The sequence below is a fragment of the Staphylococcus sp. aM genome, from assembly GCF_052975125.1.
Genome location: NZ_CP121447.1, coordinates 377,881 through 396,658, shown reverse-complemented (window position 1 = coordinate 396,658; position 18,778 = coordinate 377,881). Strand labels below are relative to the sequence as shown.

The following is an 18,778-nucleotide window of genomic DNA, read 5'->3' as shown; positions in this document are numbered from 1 at the left end:
AAAATAAATTTATTACTTTCCTGCTCATTAACTCTATTATATGAAAAAAGCACTCAAGAGCTTATGTACTCTTAAGTGCTTAATGATACAAAATATTATTTGTTTTTCACCATATCTTCAGCTTCGCCAAAGATTTTACGTTTAATTTCTTCACCAGTTGGCGTACCTGCTAGACCACCTAAACCAGTTTCACGTAATGATGCTGGTAAGTTTCTACCAATTTTATCCATAGCACTGATAACTTCATCAACTGGAATTCTACTTTCTACTCCTGCTAATGCAAGGTCTGCTGAAATCAATGCATTGCCTGAACCAATGGCATTACGCATCACACATGGGATTTCAACTAAACCTGCAACTGGGTCACATACTAGACCAAGTAAATTACTAATTGCTAAAGCCATAGCATGGCCTGAAGCTTCCGGTGAACCACCGAAAATTGATACTGCTGCAGCTGCGGCCATTGCAGATGCTGAACCAACTTCTGCTTGGCAACCACCTGTTGCTCCTGCCACACTTGCATTATTAGCTACGACTCTTCCGAATAATGCAGCTGTGAATAAGAAATCAATCATTTGATCTTCTGTAATATCATGTGTTTTTTCTAATTTAAATAATACACCTGGGATAGTACCCGAGGAACCAGCTGTAGGTGTCGCACAAATAATACCCATTGCTGCGTTAACTTCATTTGTAGCAACTGCACCTTTAACCGCTTCAATCATTTCATGTCCCGATAGTGCATGATTATTTTCATTATAGTCACGAAGTTTTGCTGCGTCATGTCCTGTGTAGCCAGTTACACTTTCTACACCTTCGCCCGTAGTACCTTTAACAACAGCATCTCTCATAACATCTAAGTTTTGTTTCATGTTGGCACGCACTTCATCACGAGTAAGACCTTTAAGTTCCATTTCTTCTTGGATCATGATATCTGCAAATGCCATATCTTTTTCTACTGCATAATCTATTGTTTCTCTAATTGAATCAAACATCTTGAATCCCCCTTAATTAATATAGGAAACGTTAAAATCACTGTATTTTTCTCTAATTGTGTCTAATGTTGATTCTTTGATTGATTTATTCAATGGCAGAACCACTAAACTTTTATCATCATTAACTTGTGTTAATTCATCTTTGTATTCAATTTCCATATCGTTTAAGTCATTAATCAAATGATTAATTTGTGCTTTATCAGCAGGACCATCAACTTCTAAAATAGGTAACCCGTGGTTCATTTCTACTTCTAGTCCATTCACATGGATACCTTTAAGCTTGATTGTTCCGCCACCAATTGAAATACCAATGACTTCGATATGACGTCCATTTGCATCATCAGCTTTAATGTAGGCACAGTTTGGATGTTGTCCAATACTTTCACCTTCATCTTCAATAATTTCAACAGCGATGCCTTCGTCTTTAGCGATGTCTAATGCTGATTTAATTCTGTTATCAAATGTACTGTAGCCCATTGCACCGCCAACTACAGCTACGTCTGTTCCGTGTCCTTGATGTGTTTTAGCAAAAGATTCATAATAACGAATTTCTAAGCTTTTAGGCACATCACCTAAAACAGCTCTTGCTGAGTTACCGATTTTTACTGCTCCGGCTGTATGAGAACTTGACGGTCCCATCATAACTGGACCAATAATATCGAATGCACTTTGATAATCATAGCTTTTAGCCATCATTAAACACTCTCCTTAACTTGGTTCTTTCTGCTCGGTACATTTAAACTTAAATTCATTAAGTTAAATTTCTTGATAATTGTACTCATGATTAATGCCAATATGATACTTACGATTGCAACAATGACAATTGTAATAATTGCTTTCATTGGTTCATTAAATCCAAATAAGACAATCGCGCCGGCAATTGGTGTGGCCATACCTTTTACGCCGATCACTACGCCCATAAATGTTACGATACAAGCATTTACCATTCCAATTAATGCATTCGTTCCATATAGTTGTACTGGATATTGAGCAATTAAATCAATTTGTGTTAATGGTTCGATACCTACTGCAAATGCTTTAGATTTACCACCAATGTGTAATCGACTAAATAAGACATAATTGACGAATGAACTTCCCATACATGTCATTGCACCGATTGCCATTGGTACTCCTGTTAAACCTAATAAGCTTGTTAATACCATTGAACTTAATGGTGTCATACCTGTAACCGGTATAACTAGTCCTAAAATGATTGCTAGTGCATAAGGGTTATTGTCGCCAACTGAAGTAACCGCACTACCAATTTGTTTAAGTGTTGCCATAACTCCTGGTGTGATCACGCTTGCTAAACCAAATGTAATTGCTGGAGCCAATAAAATAACAACAATTAAATCTAGTCCTTCTGGAACTTTTTTCTCTATTAATTTAATTCCAAAAGCTACAATATACGCTGCAATAAATGCTGGTAATAGTTTAAAATCATGTAACACTAAACCAACGATAACTGCGAACACTGGAGATACGCCTAAGTTTAAACAAGTAAGTATCCCTACTGCTATACCACTTAAACTTCCTGCTAAATCACCGATTTCTTGTAAAAATTTGATGTGGAATACGCCACCAATTGCATAACTTAAAAACGCTTGAGGTAAAAACGTTGCACATGCAGCCCCCGATAAAGCTTGCAATCCTTGTTTACCGTAAGGTGCAAATTTTAAGAATAGCGTCATGATGATAAGTACTAGTACAAGTGTACCCACTCCTAAGATAATATTCATTTCCCCAAAACCTCACTTTTTTATTTTTAGGCCATAGTTATCGTACACCCTTAAGAAAGCGATTTCAATAATTAAAAAGATTTAAATAAGACTAAATTGTGAAATGTTTCACGAATTAATTGTATAATTCATATTTAAAATGCAAATATACACTTTATCAGTAATTTCCCTTGTATGTTGCATTCTACATGAAAAATCCCGGCGATGTAAACTTACTCTTTTCAACTATATTCTCTCAATTATTTCGACGACCTTTCTATTCTAACGCTTATACACTTATTTTGTAACAAATCGCTCACAATTTTTTAGGGTTTCTTACCATAAATTTGTGTAAGAAACCCATAAATATGAATGTTATAAATTTGAGTGAGGTTTTACATCAATTACACTTGATGTTTTTGAGTTTATTCAATTACTGTAATCCCTTAACTATGTCAAGATTGTCATTAACTGGTGGCCCTCTTCCCCTTTTTATATCATACGTCATATTCGGATGCTCCTCTCTGGCAAATTAAGGATCCTTTTGTAGAAGATTAAGGATAGTGGTTGTTGGAATAGTATTTAAAAATTTCAAATTTAAATTTAAAGATGTGAATGTCTATTAGATAGCTTGAGTAGAAAGGATAAGTTTTTAAATGTGGATAGAAAATTGTTACTGTATTAAAAATGAGTGGTGTAAAGCAATTCTAATACTGAAGTTGTAAGTGATAAAAAGGAGTCTATTTAAGTTGATTGATACGATTTTCGAGGAATAATGTAGTTTTAAAATAAAACGAAGTATTTTTATATGTATATTAAACGATTTTAAATTAATTTTGTCAATATAAAATTTCAGATTTTTCTAATAATTACACAACACGCTTCTTTAGTATAAAAAAATAGTAGATTGGAAGCCGTCTATTTGTTCCAATCTACCTCGTATTATTTGATAAGTTTAGCCGTCATATCTTTAGTATGCTTGTACATATCTTTATAAATATTATGGTAATACTCGTATTGTTGATGCTTATCCGTATTAGGTTTAAATACATTCTCTACCTGAATGAAATCATTAACGCACTCTTCAAATGTTTGATACCAACCTAGACCATATGCCGCTATGATGGCTGCCCCCATGCTAGGCCCTTCTTCATGTTTTAGCTTCTTAACTGATGTATTAAACACATCTGCTTGTAATTGTAACCAAAAATCACTTTTCGCGCCGCCTCCAATAGAGATGACGGTATTAATTTCATTGCCTGCTTGTCGAATAAGTTGTATAGAGTCATATAATGAATACGTGATACCTTCAATCACTGCTCTAACGAAATCTGCCTTAGTATGTTGACCACTTATGCCTATGAAACTACCGCGAATCGTTGCATCACCATGAGGTGTACGTTCACCTGCTAAGTATGGTGCAAATAGTAAGCCGTTCGCGCCTATCGTAGATTGACTTGCCAACTGTATTAGTTGATCAAAACTTTCTTCTTCAAAAAAGGTATGTTTTAACCAATTAAAGCTATATCCAGCAGCTAAAGTTACACCCATTGCATAGTAAGTTTGCGGTATCGCATGATTAAAGAAATGTAGATTATTATCATATTCTGTTACGCTTTGATGTTCGACATTTAAAATCACACCGGATGTCCCAATACTACATAAGGTCTCTTTATCATGTATCACACCAGCACCTATGGCTCCACATGCATTATCACCACCACCTGCAAATGTAGCTACATCTTCATTTAAACCAAGCTCCTCAGCAATTGTAGGTAAAACGTTACCTGTAAATGCATGTGAATCAACAAGTGGAGGATATATATCACCAATTTCAAAAGTATCTCCTAAATCTTTAGTCCATTGATTCGTCTTTGGACTCAATAATAATGTACTTGCAGCATCACTATATTCCATGTGTATGTTACCTGTGAGACGAAAACGTAAATAATCTTTCGGTAACATAAAGTAATCTACATTTTTCCAAATTTCAGGCTCTTGTTGTTGTACCCAAAGCATTTTAGGTAAAGTAAATCCTTCTAAAACTGGATTTTCATTAACTCTATGACCGAATTTATCGATGATTTGTCGACATTGTTCAGAGTTTCTAGTGTCATTCCACAGAATTGCATTACGCAAGACGTGTCCCTCTTTATCAACAATGACTAAACCATGCATTTGACCTGAAAATGACATTCCTTTGACAACATAACCTTCCATTTTAGATGATGACATTAATGCTAAAATCGCTTTTTTAGTTGCTTGGAACCAAGCTTCAGGATCTTGCTCACTATATCCACTTTGCTCTTGGATTAATGATAATGGCGCATTCTCAGACTCAATGACGTCCCCTTGTTGATTAACAGCTATTACTTTGATTGAACTTGTTCCTAAATCGATACCTAATACAACTTCTTTCAAATGGCACACTTCCTTTATCTATAATCATTTGTCCATTATGATATTCATCAACATATGTCAGTCTTATAACTACCTTATTCCAGTACTCATCACTATCTTAATATACACCTTTCATACTGTCTATTTTAGCTTTTTTATGATTAATTCTTTATATAAAGGGGTAATTTTGTAATTATTAAATAATTAAAGGGATGAATTATAATGACCAATCAATATAAAGATAATCAATCACAACCATATAATCAATTACACCAAATTGCTCAAGGACTTTATGCAACGCCAACAACTCAATTACCTTTTGATCCTCGTTTTGAATTTAAATCATTTATTTTAGAACGTGAAGGTGACAATATAGTCATTTATCACTCTGGTCATTTAAAAGACGTTCAACCAGACATTCAACAATTGGGAGGCGCTGCTAAAGTTTTAATGAATCATGATCATGAATCTTTAGGCGGCCCTAATCAACTTGATATACCGTATATCATACACCAAGATGATGCCAAGGCACTCACGCGCTCAATAGCAATTCAAGATTATTTCAATGAACGCCAAATGTTATATGATGATTTAGAAGTGATTCCTACACCAGGACATACACCTGGTACGACGATGTTTCTATGGGATAACGGTGAGCATCGTTATTTATTTACTGGCGACTTCTTATGTTTCGAAGGTGACTCATGGCGTACTGTTATATTAGGCTCTAGTGATAGAGAACGCTCGATTCAAAGCCTTGAATTGATTAAAACGTTAGACTTTGATGTGCTCGTACCTTGGGTTTCTATTAAAGAAGGTCCATTTGCTTATTTTGTTGAAAATGAAGAGGAAAAGCAACAACAAATTCAAAATATTATTGACCGTGTCCGTAATGGAGAAAATAGTTAATATTGAAAAAAGACGTGGGCCTTTGCCTCACGTCTTTTTTAATAGTATTGCCTTATCTGTTACCAACGTCAGATCCGACATCTACCTTTTTGTTTTTCTTATCATACACAGCGCCTTGAACACTACCAAAGTTTGGATCGTTACGCTTTTCTTTCACAGCATATCCCATACTCTTGAAGATGTCTAAATCTTTATCATCAATCGCATTTTCATAGTAAATCGTGCCACCATCATTATAGAAACGTGGTTTATCTACTGCTTCTTGTAACGTACCGTCACCTCTTAAATAATCGACTATGACTTCATTTAACATCGTTGGAATCTTGTTACCACCTGGTGTACCGATACCCATATAGAAATCTGTACCAACGATGATAGATGGTGAAATAAATGAACGTGGTGCTTTATGCTTTTCACCATAGTTTGGACTTGATGGTGATTTAGAGAAGTCGCCTAATGAGTTATTCATATAGAAGCCTTCTTTCATAAAGTCACCAGAACCAAAGTAACTTGATAACGTGTTTGTTGTACTTGCAACTTTACCTTGTTTATCAATCACAACAAAGTGTGTTGTACTGGTGTTATCTGTTTGGATAGGATTGAAATCACTACCACCTTCGCCTGCTGTACCAACATTGACTTTATTAAGTTCACCTAATAAGTAGTCATCAGATAAATGTTCTTCACTACTTGGCTCTGCGCCATTAACAACATCACGGTTACTATACATGATATCTCGGGATTCCAAGATACCTTTAATATAGCTATTTCGATCAGCGGTATCTTGATTTTCCTTTTCATCAATTTTCAGACCTTGTAGTGTTAATGTCCCACCTAGTGGATTAGATGCTGAATAAACTTTGTTACCTAAATAATCTGTACTTACTGGTTCTTTCTTTTCAGTCTTAAATGTCGTAAAGTCTTTTTCAGTTAGTTTATTATCTAGTTGTTTAGAAACGCTTTTACCTACATCTTTGTAGAAGTAATCGGGACCTTTGTCACGTATTTTAGTTAACGTATCTGCTAGTTTTTCCTGTTTTACAACATCGCCTTCACGCACTGTTTGTTTACCTTTAAAGAATGGTGAATTTCGATCAATTTTAGAACCATATATTTTCAAGCTACGCTCTAACTCTGAATCGACTTCAAATCCATCTTTAGCAAGTGGAATAACGTAATCAAAGAGTTTCTTCTCATCCATCTTACCTTCTTTTTCATGCATATCATGCATCCCTCTTACAAACCCAGGGGTACCGATTTTATCACCTTGTTTAAAGTTATAAGAAGAATACGTTTTATATTCGTATAAGTTTGGTACTTGGCCATCTTTACCATCGTACGTTAGCGTTGCGCCACCGCCACCTAATCCAGATGAATGTGGCTCAGTCACTGCTAATGCATATGACACTGCAAATGCTGCGTCTGTTGCATTACCGCCATCTTCTATTACTTTTTCACCTATTTTTGTAGCAATTGCATTATTGGATGCAACACCATAATTTTTAGTTCCTGGCTTTTTATGATTAGCTATTTTATTTTCATATAGCTTATCTTTATCTACCTTTTCATCTGAGGTGAAGTAATAAAAGACAAACGAAATAATAATGGTAATAATTAAAATGACAGTCAAGGTTGCTTTATTATATATGTTCATTCCTAACTGGCCCCTTTTGAAAGATATTGCTGTTCTCCATTTTTCAGTTCTTGTTGTTCATAACTATCTAAACCTTCATTCGCTCTTGCAAATATGACGAGTAGGAAAATGATGACGACTATAATAACGACAGTAATGGGTAGCCAATGTTTTTTAATATTCAAATGTATAACCTCCATCGTCAGCTTTTTTAAGATTGATTGACTGATCTTTAATATTATTATGAAAACGTTTATGATCCATCTTATTCATATCATCTTGTGAGATTTTACCGTCTTTAGATTGTATTGGTGTAAGATGGAACTTATGTTTTTTACCTTTCCAATCATCTTGAACAACCATACCTTTTTGGTTTTTAGATAGGAAATCATCTGAAGTCGTATTTCCTAGGCTATAAAAAATAGGTGTGTTTTTATATTTTTCAACTTTTTGAATAACTGAATTATGACCGATAATGACATCAGCACCTGCTTTTGATAACGCATGTGCATATTCTCTTTGACGATCTGTAACATTTCTTTCATTAGGAATGCCCCAATCGACATTAACAACGACGTAATCATTATTTTCTTTTAACTTTTTGATTAATGGATAAAAAATATCAGGATCTAAACTAATAGACGTCGTATTTTTTAGCGGCTCTGCATAATTGGATTCAACATCTGTAAAAGATACATTCGCAATTTTCTTACCTTTAATATTTTGTTGAATTGTTTTACTGTTGATTGGGTTTGAACCATTACCCGTTAAGAAGTTGTATCCTGCTTGCGATTCTACTTTTTCCATTAAGTCTCTAGCTGTAACATTGTCGGCTGTTTGGTTAATTAAATTGACACTTTTAATATTTTGTTTCTTTAAGAACATGATATTTTCTAAATTCTTTTCAATTTCTTTCTTAGGATCATTTGAAAAGTCATTAACTAATAGCGATGCTGTTGAGAAATCACTATTTTTCAACGGATCTTGCAAACCAGAAAAGACGCTATTGAGATTATTTTGGCGAATATGTTTATTTAATGTAATGTTACCTAAATATGTCATTCGGATACTACTAGGATCTTTCGCATCACTCTTAACTGGTACTACTTTGACCGCGCGAATAGCGAAGACTATTAATACTAAAGCGATAAGTAGGACGATGGCTGTATACAACGTATTTCTACGCTTATGTCGTTTAGATTGTTTGAGCAACCATTCGCTTGGCGTTAATCGTTTTTTCTTTTTCATTGTTATTACGCGCTCCTTGTTCTTGATTAATTAATAAAACTGTATAAGAACAAGATGACATATGTAATACATGTTAATAACATAGTAGATGATAATGTTATTACAACACCTTGTTTTTGAATTGTGTTAGCGATGATACCAGGAATTACTACCCCAATACCGGACACTTCGACCATTTCAAATGGGGTCAATGGATAAATCAAATCAAATATAAACTTCAATACCATACCTGTTAGAATCATGGCTGCGAACTTTCTTCTACCATATAAAATAACCCATTTACTAATACCATTATTTACAATGAAGAATGTTAAACAACTAATAATAAGTACTGATAACAGCATGATGGGTTGATCAAAAATTAAAGCTAAATAACCTGGTACAACCAGTCCTGCAGGGTTAATACCAAATTTCTCAGCAAAAATAAGACTGAGAACGACACCTACAAATAAGGAGAAATATAATTCTGAACCTATCATTTTATTCTATCCCTTCTATGAATTCCGCTATTCTTCCACCTGGGCCGTGGATATTACCTACACAAAAGACAAGTGCATTGTCCGATTCTTTCATAATAGCTTTTTCAATTTCTGTAAAATCTTGTCCTTCAAAGTTCAAATATCTTTTGTCTGGTAAACGATGCATTAAATCTGATACCATCTGTGTACTTTTTCCGGTACAAATCAACGTATCGTAATCAATATCTTCTAAGAAATTATCAACAAATAGTTGTGTTCTATCGATTCTGTCAGATCGACAATTTAAAATGACCACTTTTTTCGTATAAGGATAATTGTATGATTCCACCTTATTTAAAATAGCTTTAGTGGATTGTGGTTCGTTGGCAGCAAACGCATTAACAAATACATTTTTAGTGTTATTGGCATGGAAGTATTTAATTCTTACAGCACCTGGATCTGCTGGCGCATTTAACATACCTTCTAAGGCTGTCTCACTGTCAATGCCAACTGCTTGAGCAATACCTAATACGATAGCTACATTATCTGGAAAAACTAAATAATCAAACTTTCTTAAGTAAGACTCTGGTATTTGTTCTTTGTCCACAACGATTAATTCTGTTTTACGCTTTTTGGCTTCTTTAGCGAAAAATTCTGTAAATTCATCTTTCATTACTACTAATTTACCTTTATATGGAATAGTTGCCGTGAATGATTGAGCAACATCTTGTAATGTTGGACCTAACACATCCATGTGGTCTTCCATAACATTGACAATAACGCCAATATTCGCTTTTACTAAATCCTTTTGGAAAGTAATTTGATAATCTGGATTAACAGCCATACATTCGTTAACAAGTGCATTCGCCTTTTGTTTAACAACTTTACGAATGATATCACGTTGCTCACCAATATTGGCGCCTTGAGGTTTTCTAATCACTGGGTACTCTTTTTGGGTAAACCAGTACATCATTCTTGCGTCAGTTCCTGTTGTCTTCCCTATGACTCTATAGTGGTCTTCTCTAAGCACACTATACGCCATTCGAGTTATTGTTGATTTACCTCGAATACCATTAATGTTGATACGTATAGGGATTTTCTTAAGTCGATTCGCATGGCGGTTTTTCTCCTTAATGCCTAGCCATAGAATCAACACGACACATACTATTATGAGAATCACGCTGTAATCCCTCTCTTTTCTATGTATATTGAATTATAAATGGAACAATACATGTAGATTTACATTTAAATAAAATAAGATAAATACAAATTATTCAAACGTTTCCATCACTATAAAGTCTATAAAAGTTATTAATTAAAAGTCAATATATTTTAAATATTAGCTTAAAATTCTTTGTCGAAAATGCTTAATCTACTACTTACTAGTAGTAGCCTATCATTTGGTTATTGACTCAGTTTTAATTCTATTAATCAAAGATTAAAAATATGTAAAGGAATGTAAAGGTATAGTTCGTGATTTAACAGATAAGCTTACATTATTAGCAATATCAATAGATGCACGTGTTTGTGCCAACATTTGCTTAAGTTATATATTTTTTACTAGGAATTTACACTATCTTAAAAATTAAGTGTTACATTAAGAGTGTAGTTACTCAGACCTTAGGAGGAGAAGAATGCAAAAGTCAGTTAAATTCGCTATCGGTATTTATTTGGCGATTATCTTAATTGTGACAACTTTATACTTATCATTCATTCTAATTGGGAGTTTACAAGGGAAAGACATGACTAATTCTGTATTAGATACAGATCATACGAAGATAAACAATAAAACTCGTAATAGCGATGAAGCCGTCAACACTTCTCTAAAAAATGAAGAAGCTTCATCAAAATCTCATTCATATACAGCAACAAATTATAAAAATGTAGATACAAATGACAATAGTAAGCATCAAAATGAACATATAGATAACAAAACAGCGAATTCAAATTATCAAACATACTGATAAATGAATTCGCTGTTATATTCCAAACAAACCCTAGCAAAAATAATTTGGCATAGGGTTATTTTTTTATGATTTCTTGAAGTTGCTTTAAGAAACGCTCGCGTTCTGGTAGCGGAAATATAGGATAAATATGAAACAGATTATAACCTTGTATAAAGTCATGTGCAATGCCTTTGTCGTTGAGCATATGAGAGAGTTTGAGTGCATCAGGATACAACGTTTCTTTTGTACCTATCACAATCGTAATATGACCGAGTCCTTCTATCTCCCCATTAATAGGCGAGATTCTATAATCCTCTAAAGGCGTATCGCCTGCCCATAATGTAGCTAAATATTTACTACCTTCTATACCTAACATAGGGTCTTCCTGTTCATACTTCTTGGCTTCTGGATTACTAAATGTAGCATCTAGTACTGGTGATAAAAGAACAATGTGTCCTGGTTGAGGTAATTGTTTTTCTTTTAAAGACTGTGCAAATGATAAAGCAATTTGACCGCCTGCAGAATCTCCCATTATCACTATTTGTTCAGCATCTTCAACTTTTTGAAGTAAGTTTTGGTATAAATGATGCAACAATACATCTGTTGTCACATAGTCTCTATGTGGCACTTTCGGATAGACAGGCATTACCACTTTGGCATTTAACGTTTCCGCAAGTAAATCGATAAATTCGAAGTGATATGGCAATGGATCTTGGAACCAAGCACCTCCGTGTATATACAATACCGTTTCTTGCTTACGGTCGCTTTGATCATTAACAATATAAACAAGTGAACCAAAATAATCTCTTATCTTCACATGATGTTTAAATTCATACGGTGTACCACCGTATTTACCAGCCGTTTCTTCTTTAGTTCGTTCAAGTGCTTTTTTCGCACCTTCAACATTATCGAATGACTTTTTCATACCATTCAATCGCATCATTTTCTCCTGCACAAAACTACGGTAACTTCTTTTTTCTTTAACTTTAGCAAATAATATACTTCCTAAAACAGTTGAGCTAATTACAGCAAGTGCTCTTTTAAACAATGACATGCACCTCCTATATTCTTTACTACTATCATATAACAATTTCTCGTGATTAGTCTTAATAACGCTCATCACGTCCTATTATTTGATATTCATAAAGCCATTACCTAAAACATCTCTAACATCATGGATAACTAAAAAGGCTTGGTCATCATAACGATTGACAATCTTTTTAACTGTCGCTATTTGTGTTTGAGATACTACCGCGTATAATATATCGGTATTATCAAGTTGATAAGCGCCTTTACCATCTAATAATGTTGAACCTCTGCCAGTCGCTTGGTATATTTCAGAACTAATCTCTTTATTGTGATCAGAAATAACGGTCACCGCTTTTTTAGGATTGAAACCTTCAACGACAAATGCCATTGCTTTCTCGACAATGAACAACATCACAATCGTATACAGCACATTAGTCACTGGTAATACGATTAAGAATGATAATACGACAAGTGCATCTAGAATAAATAACGCTTGCGATGTTTTTACTTCGGAATATTTACTAATAATTCGTGCAATAACCGATGTACCACCTAGCGTACTTCTAGAAGCGATGACTAGTCCTGAACCTACGCCAATAAATACACCTGCAAATACCGCATTAATAAAGTTTTCATCGATTCCTAAACTTAAAGACTTTGTTAAATCCAAGAAAATGGAACTTGCAGTAATAGTAATGACTGTATATATGGCTGTTGTTTTACTTAAATATTTCCAACCAATAACTATTAAAAAGGCATTGATGACGAAAGATGTAAGTGCCGGTGATAAACCAAGTGTATACTTCAGCACTAAAGACATACCGATAGCGCCACCTTCACCTAAATTCCCTGGAATAACAAAACAGTTAACTCCAAGTGCAATTAACAATGTACCTAATAAACAAAAAATAGTATTTTTAATATGATAACTACGAGAATGTTTTTCCATTTGAGCCTCCTTATTACACAAAAAATATTTAAAAGCATATTAATAGGTGCTGAAAAGTATACATAGGTGCCATAAACTGTTTAATCACGACTGTTTTTCTTTTATTAAATGTTAGCTTTAAACATGTTAAATAATGATTAATAACGCCATATCATAATACTATCTAAAATTTTCACACGTTTTTTATCATAACATTTATCATATCTATGCCCCAACAACTCGGGCTAAATTCATATTGGTTTTCCATAAAAAAGAGCCCCAAATTGAGTCATCAATTTGAGGCACCTTCATCATTTTCTTATTTAATCATCTATTTGTTCATACATTGTAGCTAATTGTCTTTCGAATGACTGCATATCAATAAATCTACCTTGTCTATGCATTTCTTTGCCATTCATAAATATTAAATCAACAGGTACTGTAAAAATAGTTAGCTCTCCTGCAATCTCGGGTACTTCACTTTGGTTTATAATTGCCAATGTCACTTTTGGATATGACGTGTCTAATATATCCTTCAATTGTGGTAAAACAGCATGACAAACACTACAATGTTCTCTCATTACATGTATCACTACTAAAGGTTTTGTATTAATTAATGTTTTAAATTGGGCTACATCACGAATTGATTCAACCATACCATACACCCTCTTACCTTAAAATTGGTATATATCATAAGGTATGCAGTTCACTCTCGTCAATCAACTTCCACTCTATTTTAAGATATCTTGGAAAACTTGTGGCAATTTTGTTATCTTTTGTTTTTCTAAATCATAAAAGCCACCCGTTTGATAGCCAATACAGTGAACTTTTTCGTTAGTTGCGATTTCAAATTTAAAAATCCATTTCATTTTACTCGCTTTGATCATCCAACAACGCGCTCTTGGACGATCATGTATCGTCACAGGTACTTTATAATCTACTTCTGTTTTCATTAATATAGGCGAGATGCCTTGTGTCATCATTTCAGAATAATTCATATATTGATTGATAAAAATCGTACGTAAGTCTTCAAACCATTTAATAAAAACGATATTGCTCACAATCCCCATTGCATCAATATCGTAGCCATTGACTTCTATTTCAGTATCTACCACTAATTTCCCTTCATTTGTATCCATTACTCATAACTCCTTTATATCTATGTTCAATTCTATTTTACGCTATTTAATCAATATTTTCATTGTTTAAAAACTTTGAAGTTTATAAATAATTGTACATTTATAGGTAAAGGGTTTTATAATTTTCCTTCTATATTTTTTGATATTAAATTATTATTCTTTATTTTGTGGTATAATATTTGTGAAATAATTCACAATATCATTGGAGGGATTTATATGAAAGCCTATAACTATGCAAAGCCTGGTGTGGCACAATTAATCGATAAGGAAAAACCTGTTATTACAGAAAGTACTGACGCCATTATTCGTATGGTTAAAACGACAATTTGCGGTACTGACTTACACATTATTAAAGGAGATACACCTGAAGTACCTGAAAATACTACACTTGGTCATGAAGGTATTGGTATTGTAGAATCAGTAGGATCTAATGTGAACAATTTTAAAGTTGGCGATAAGGTTATTGTTTCTGCCGTTTCTTCTTGTGGTAAATGCTACTATTGTAAAAAAGGCATTTATGCGCATTGTGAGAACGATGGTGGATGGATTTTAGGCCACTTAATTGATGGTACACAAGCTGAATATGTCAAAGTACCATTTGCTGATAACTCTTTATATCACGCGCCTCAATCATTACCTGATGAAGCACTTGTAATGCTTTCAGATATTTTACCTACTGGATACGAAATTGGTGTGTTAAAAGGAAAAGTAAAACCTGGTAGTACAGTGGCCATTGTGGGTGCTGGACCAGTCGGATTAGCGACATTATTAACTGCTCAATTCTATTCACCTTCTAAAATTATTATGATTGATTTAGATGACAACCGTTTAGAAACTGCTAAATCATTAGGTGCTACACATACGATTAATTCAAGTAACGTTGAACAAGCGATTCAAGAAGTATACAAACTTAATCATCGTGGTGTTGATGTAGCAATCGAAGCTGTTGGTATTCCACAAACATTTGATTTATGTCAAAAACTCATTGGCGTTGACGGTACAATCGCTAATGTAGGTGTTCATGGTTTACCTGTTCAATTTGATATCGACAAATTATGGATTAAAAACATCAACGTTTCAACTGGATTAGTTTCTGGTAATACTACAGAAGAACTTTTAGAAGCACTTAAAAGTAAAATCATCCAACCAGAACAATTAGTGACACATTATAGTAAATTAAGCGATATTGAAAATGCATATGATTTATTTAGAAATGCTACAGATCATAAAGCGATTAAATTATTAATCGAAAATGATATCACAGAAGCTTAATTATTCTTTTTATCTTAGATATTGAAAAATAAAGGGTCATATTATTGATTACACATTTAATCGATAATATGACCCTTTTAAATTAAAGTAAAATACTTTTTAATCTATTAGAAGAGATGATTTGCTATTATTTAAAGTAAATATATAAGTATGCTAAAAACAAAGGAATTGTCGTAATAGAATTGTTTAACATATGTACCATCATACTATCTTTAATATTTCGTCTTCTATCATAAGCAACATATAGAACACATCCCATTAAAAAATATAAACCAAATGAGAATATATTTGTTGATAAATGTAGCGAGCTAAACGTTACAGACGAGATAATTAAAGGTAACCAAAATCGGCTTTTCATAAATAATGTTTCTTTAAAAATCCCTCTAAAAACGAGTTCTTCAAGATAAGGACCTATGAAACATAGACATATTATTGTTACTAGTACAATAGAAAGATGAGGTAAATGACTTTTATCCATAAGTGAATCGAGACTTTCATCAATCACTTTTTCATTTTTGGTGTCTGAATCACCTATAAAAATGAACATTAAAGCATTACTAGTGATGCTACAGATAATAGCTAGAAAAAAGAATCCAATATTTTTAAAAACATCTTTCATACTCATTTTATGACATTGGTTTTCATATGTACGATATAAGTAATACGACCTTATAGCCCAAACAATAAATAATGCTAAACCAAGAATAAGCATACTTAATGCGATAGTATACCAATCGTTGATTTTCAATGAAAATGGCAGTGCAATAATAGACATAGCTGCAGGAATTTGTATCATGATTGTCAAAACAATGATAATAAGAATATTAATAATTTTATTCCCATTATGTCTTACATCATCTTTCTTTTTCATTTTGGAATCTATCATACTTTAGACCTCCAACAGTTTTAAACGTATTAATGTAATATACAATTTTATACTGCTAGTCATTATTACACATGTCAACCCTATTAAAAAGTGCACATTTTAGAAATTTAAAATGTGCACTTATATTTATTTAACTTTCATAATGCGTTGGCTTGGTTCAACACTGCTTGTCTTTTCAACTGTTAATGTTTGATCACCTAAATTAGTAATTACTAATGGTGTTACAACACTTGGTGCATGTTCTTTAAGATATGCTAAGTTCACTTTCATTAACGGTTGTCCTTGTGTTACTTTCTCATCTGCTTTAACTAAACTTTCGAAACCTTCTCCATCTAGTTTAACTGTATCAATACCGATATGAATCAATAATTCAATACCTGTATCTGATTCTAAACCAATTGCATGTTTTGTTGGGAAGATTGTTTTAACAGTACCATCGAATGGTGCTACAATTTCTCCTTTTTCAGGAATAAATCCAACACCGTCGCCCATCATTTTTTCTGAAAATACTTTATCAGGTACGTCAGATAATGGAACAATTTGACCAACACCTGGTGCGTAAATTTCTGTTTCTTTAATATCTTCTACATGAACTGGCTCTTCAGAGTCTTCCTCTGTCACAGTCGTTTCACTTGGTTTAGTGATTTCACCATTCATAATTTTCGCCATATCATGTTTAATTTGGTCTGATTTTGGACCAAAAATCGCTTGCATGTTATTACCAACTTCAAGTACACCAGAAGCACCTAAAGCTTTTAATCCTGGAACATCTACTTTAGCTTTATCATTTACTTCAACTCTTAAACGTGTAATACATGCGTCTAAATGTTTGATATTATCTTTACCACCCATTGCGTCTAACACATCAAATGGTAATTTAGCGACACTTGAATCTCTGACCTCTTGTTCTTTATCTTCTCTACCCGGTGTTTTTAAGTTAAATTTACGGATAGCAAAGTCGAATAAGAAGTAATACACGACCGCGTACACGATACCAACTGGAATCACAAGTAATGCATGCGTTCTGTCCCAGTTTAATAAACCGAATAATACATAGTCGATAAATCCACCTGAGAATGTCATACCGATTTTTACGTCTAATAAATGCATGATTAAGAATGAAGATCCTGCTAATACGACATGAATCGCATATAATAATGGTGCTACAAATAAGAATGAGAACTCAAGTGGTTCTGTAATCCCTGTTAAGAATGCTGTTAAACCTGCTGATAGCATTAAACCACCAACGATTTTTTTACGTTCTGGACGTGCATTTTTATAAATTGCAAATGCTGCAGCTGGTAGACCAAACATCATGAATGGATATTTACCAGTTGTAAATGTTCCTGCAGTAAATGGTACGCCATCTTTTAATTGCGCCATCCAAATACGTTGGTCACCACGTACAAGTTCTCCAGCATGGTTTGTATAATGGCCAAACTCGAACCAGAATGGTGCATAGAAAATATGATGCAAACCAAATGGAATTAATGAACGTTCTATAACTCCAAAAATAAATGTTGTTAATACTAAGTTCTTCGTTAGTAAGAAGTTAGATAAGTCATTTAATCCCGTTTGAATAGGTGGCCATATCCAACTTAATACAATACCTACAATAATTGCAGCTACTGATGTTGCGATTGGTACGAAACGTTTACCTGCAAAGAATCCTAAAAATGCTGGCAATGTAATATTATAATACTTGTTATAACACCATGCGGCTACTGCCCCCATGATAATACCGCCAAACACACCCGTTTGTAAGGTTGGAATACCTAACACAAGTGCATATTCAGGTTGTTTTGCTGCTTGACTTAATTCTTTAGCGCCTTTTGCATAAGAGAAGATATCATCAATTGTAATATTTAAATATTTACCCATTGTCGCGTTCATAATTAAATATCCAACTAGCGCTGCTAACGCTGCTACGCCATCTCCTCCAGCTAATCCAAGTGCTGTTCCGACTGCAAATAATAATGGTAAATTATCAAAGATAACTTGCCCTGCTGCTTCCATGATAGAAGAAATCATGACAAATACATGGTTTGTTAACCATGGTGCAATTTTGACTAACTGTTCATTATGCATTGCATTCCCAAATGCAAGTAAAATCCCAGCTGCCGGTAAAATTGCGACAGGTAGCATTAATGCTTTACCTATACGTTGCAATTGCCCAAAGAGCTTTTTAAACATGTAAAAACATTCCTCTCATATTGT

18 protein-coding genes are annotated in these 18,778 nt (G+C 33.7%); 3 read left to right on the top strand and 15 right to left on the bottom strand.

What is annotated here, in order from left to right:
• Window positions 1–95 precede the first annotated feature (95 nt).
• The 4 genes from sdaAA to xylB all read right to left on the bottom strand — a co-directional run bounded on the left by sdaAA (window position 96) and on the right by xylB (window position 5,134).
• Window positions 96–995 (bottom strand): L-serine ammonia-lyase, iron-sulfur-dependent, subunit alpha, encoded by a 900-nt coding sequence (gene sdaAA / locus P7F85_RS01780; RefSeq protein WP_002450110.1) that lies wholly within the window; start codon window positions 993–995, stop codon window positions 96–98.
• A gap of 12 nt (window positions 996–1,007) precedes the next feature.
• Window positions 1,008–1,688: an L-serine ammonia-lyase, iron-sulfur-dependent subunit beta gene (gene sdaAB, locus P7F85_RS01775; RefSeq protein ID WP_015364688.1), complete on the bottom strand. Its 681-nt coding sequence runs from the start codon at window positions 1,686–1,688 to the stop codon at window positions 1,008–1,010.
• 2 nt (window positions 1,689–1,690) lie between these two features.
• Window positions 1,691–2,734, bottom strand: a complete 1,044-nt coding sequence (locus P7F85_RS01770; RefSeq protein ID WP_002466981.1) for a PTS sugar transporter subunit IIC — start codon at window positions 2,732–2,734, stop codon at window positions 1,691–1,693.
• A gap of 921 nt (window positions 2,735–3,655) precedes the next feature.
• Window positions 3,656–5,134, bottom strand: coding sequence for a xylulokinase (gene xylB, locus P7F85_RS01765; RefSeq protein WP_002466925.1), 1,479 nt, complete (start codon window positions 5,132–5,134; stop codon window positions 3,656–3,658).
• Window positions 5,135–5,335: 201 nt separating this feature from the next.
• Here xylB and P7F85_RS01760 point away from each other — a divergent pair, with 201 nt between their 5' ends.
• Window positions 5,336–6,022, top strand: coding sequence for an MBL fold metallo-hydrolase (locus P7F85_RS01760; protein WP_002466948.1), 687 nt, complete (start codon window positions 5,336–5,338; stop codon window positions 6,020–6,022).
• Window positions 6,023–6,074: 52 nt separating this feature from the next.
• On the opposite strand, the gene P7F85_RS01755 is transcribed toward P7F85_RS01760, so the two are convergent.
• The 5 genes from P7F85_RS01755 to pgsB are packed head-to-tail and all read right to left on the bottom strand — an operon-like array spanning window position 6,075 to window position 10,541.
• Window positions 6,075–7,676 (bottom strand): gamma-glutamyltransferase, encoded by a 1,602-nt coding sequence (locus P7F85_RS01755; protein WP_002466934.1) that lies wholly within the window; start codon window positions 7,674–7,676, stop codon window positions 6,075–6,077.
• Between the two features lie 2 nt (window positions 7,677–7,678).
• On the bottom strand, window positions 7,679–7,840 hold the full coding sequence (locus tag P7F85_RS01750; protein ID WP_002466942.1) for a hypothetical protein: 162 nt from the start codon (window positions 7,838–7,840) through the stop codon (window positions 7,679–7,681).
• Window positions 7,830–8,903 carry a CapA family protein gene (locus P7F85_RS01745; RefSeq protein ID WP_015364687.1) on the bottom strand — a complete coding sequence of 358 codons (1,074 nt, stop codon included), beginning with the start codon at window positions 8,901–8,903 and terminating at the stop codon, window positions 7,830–7,832. The genes P7F85_RS01750 and P7F85_RS01745 overlap by 11 nt, the downstream gene beginning before the upstream one ends.
• A gap of 26 nt (window positions 8,904–8,929) precedes the next feature.
• The gene (pgsC, locus tag P7F85_RS01740) at window positions 8,930–9,382 is read right to left on the bottom strand and encodes a poly-gamma-glutamate biosynthesis protein PgsC (RefSeq protein ID WP_002450119.1); all 453 of its coding nucleotides are present in this window, start codon (window positions 9,380–9,382) and stop codon (window positions 8,930–8,932) included.
• A 1-nt stretch (window position 9,383) separates the two neighbouring features.
• Window positions 9,384–10,541 carry a poly-gamma-glutamate synthase PgsB gene (gene pgsB, locus P7F85_RS01735; RefSeq protein WP_002466961.1) on the bottom strand — a complete coding sequence of 386 codons (1,158 nt, stop codon included), beginning with the start codon at window positions 10,539–10,541 and terminating at the stop codon, window positions 9,384–9,386.
• A gap of 454 nt (window positions 10,542–10,995) precedes the next feature.
• On the opposite strand from pgsB, the gene P7F85_RS01730 reads away from it, so the two are divergent.
• Window positions 10,996–11,325 carry a hypothetical protein gene (locus P7F85_RS01730; protein WP_002466964.1) on the top strand — a complete coding sequence of 110 codons (330 nt, stop codon included), beginning with the start codon at window positions 10,996–10,998 and terminating at the stop codon, window positions 11,323–11,325.
• Between the two features lie 58 nt (window positions 11,326–11,383).
• Here P7F85_RS01730 and P7F85_RS01725 read toward each other — a convergent pair whose 3' ends face one another.
• The 4 genes from P7F85_RS01725 to P7F85_RS01710 form a co-directional block, all read right to left on the bottom strand.
• Window positions 11,384–12,355 carry an alpha/beta hydrolase fold domain-containing protein gene (locus tag P7F85_RS01725; protein WP_015364685.1) on the bottom strand — a complete coding sequence of 324 codons (972 nt, stop codon included), beginning with the start codon at window positions 12,353–12,355 and terminating at the stop codon, window positions 11,384–11,386.
• An 81-nt stretch (window positions 12,356–12,436) separates the two neighbouring features.
• The gene (locus tag P7F85_RS01720) at window positions 12,437–13,285 is read right to left on the bottom strand and encodes a YitT family protein (RefSeq protein WP_002466962.1); all 849 of its coding nucleotides are present in this window, start codon (window positions 13,283–13,285) and stop codon (window positions 12,437–12,439) included.
• 302 nt (window positions 13,286–13,587) lie between these two features.
• The gene (locus P7F85_RS01715) at window positions 13,588–13,920 is read right to left on the bottom strand and encodes a thioredoxin family protein (RefSeq protein ID WP_015364684.1); all 333 of its coding nucleotides are present in this window, start codon (window positions 13,918–13,920) and stop codon (window positions 13,588–13,590) included.
• 75 nt (window positions 13,921–13,995) lie between these two features.
• The gene (locus P7F85_RS01710) at window positions 13,996–14,403 is read right to left on the bottom strand and encodes an acyl-CoA thioesterase (RefSeq protein WP_002466974.1); all 408 of its coding nucleotides are present in this window, start codon (window positions 14,401–14,403) and stop codon (window positions 13,996–13,998) included.
• Between the two features lie 216 nt (window positions 14,404–14,619).
• Between P7F85_RS01710 and P7F85_RS01705 the strand changes: the two genes are divergently transcribed.
• Entirely contained in the window at window positions 14,620–15,675 is a 1,056-nt protein-coding gene (locus P7F85_RS01705; protein ID WP_002466924.1) for a zinc-dependent alcohol dehydrogenase family protein, read from the top strand.
• Between the two features lie 127 nt (window positions 15,676–15,802).
• On the opposite strand, the gene P7F85_RS01700 is transcribed toward P7F85_RS01705, so the two are convergent.
• A complete protein-coding gene (locus P7F85_RS01700; protein ID WP_002466941.1) occupies window positions 15,803–16,561 on the bottom strand; it encodes a CPBP family intramembrane glutamic endopeptidase in 759 nt (252 codons plus the stop codon).
• A 126-nt stretch (window positions 16,562–16,687) separates the two neighbouring features.
• Entirely contained in the window at window positions 16,688–18,754 is a 2,067-nt protein-coding gene (ptsG, locus tag P7F85_RS01695) for a glucose-specific PTS transporter subunit IIBC (RefSeq protein WP_002466947.1), read from the bottom strand.
• Between the last annotated feature and the right edge of the window lie 24 nt (window positions 18,755–18,778).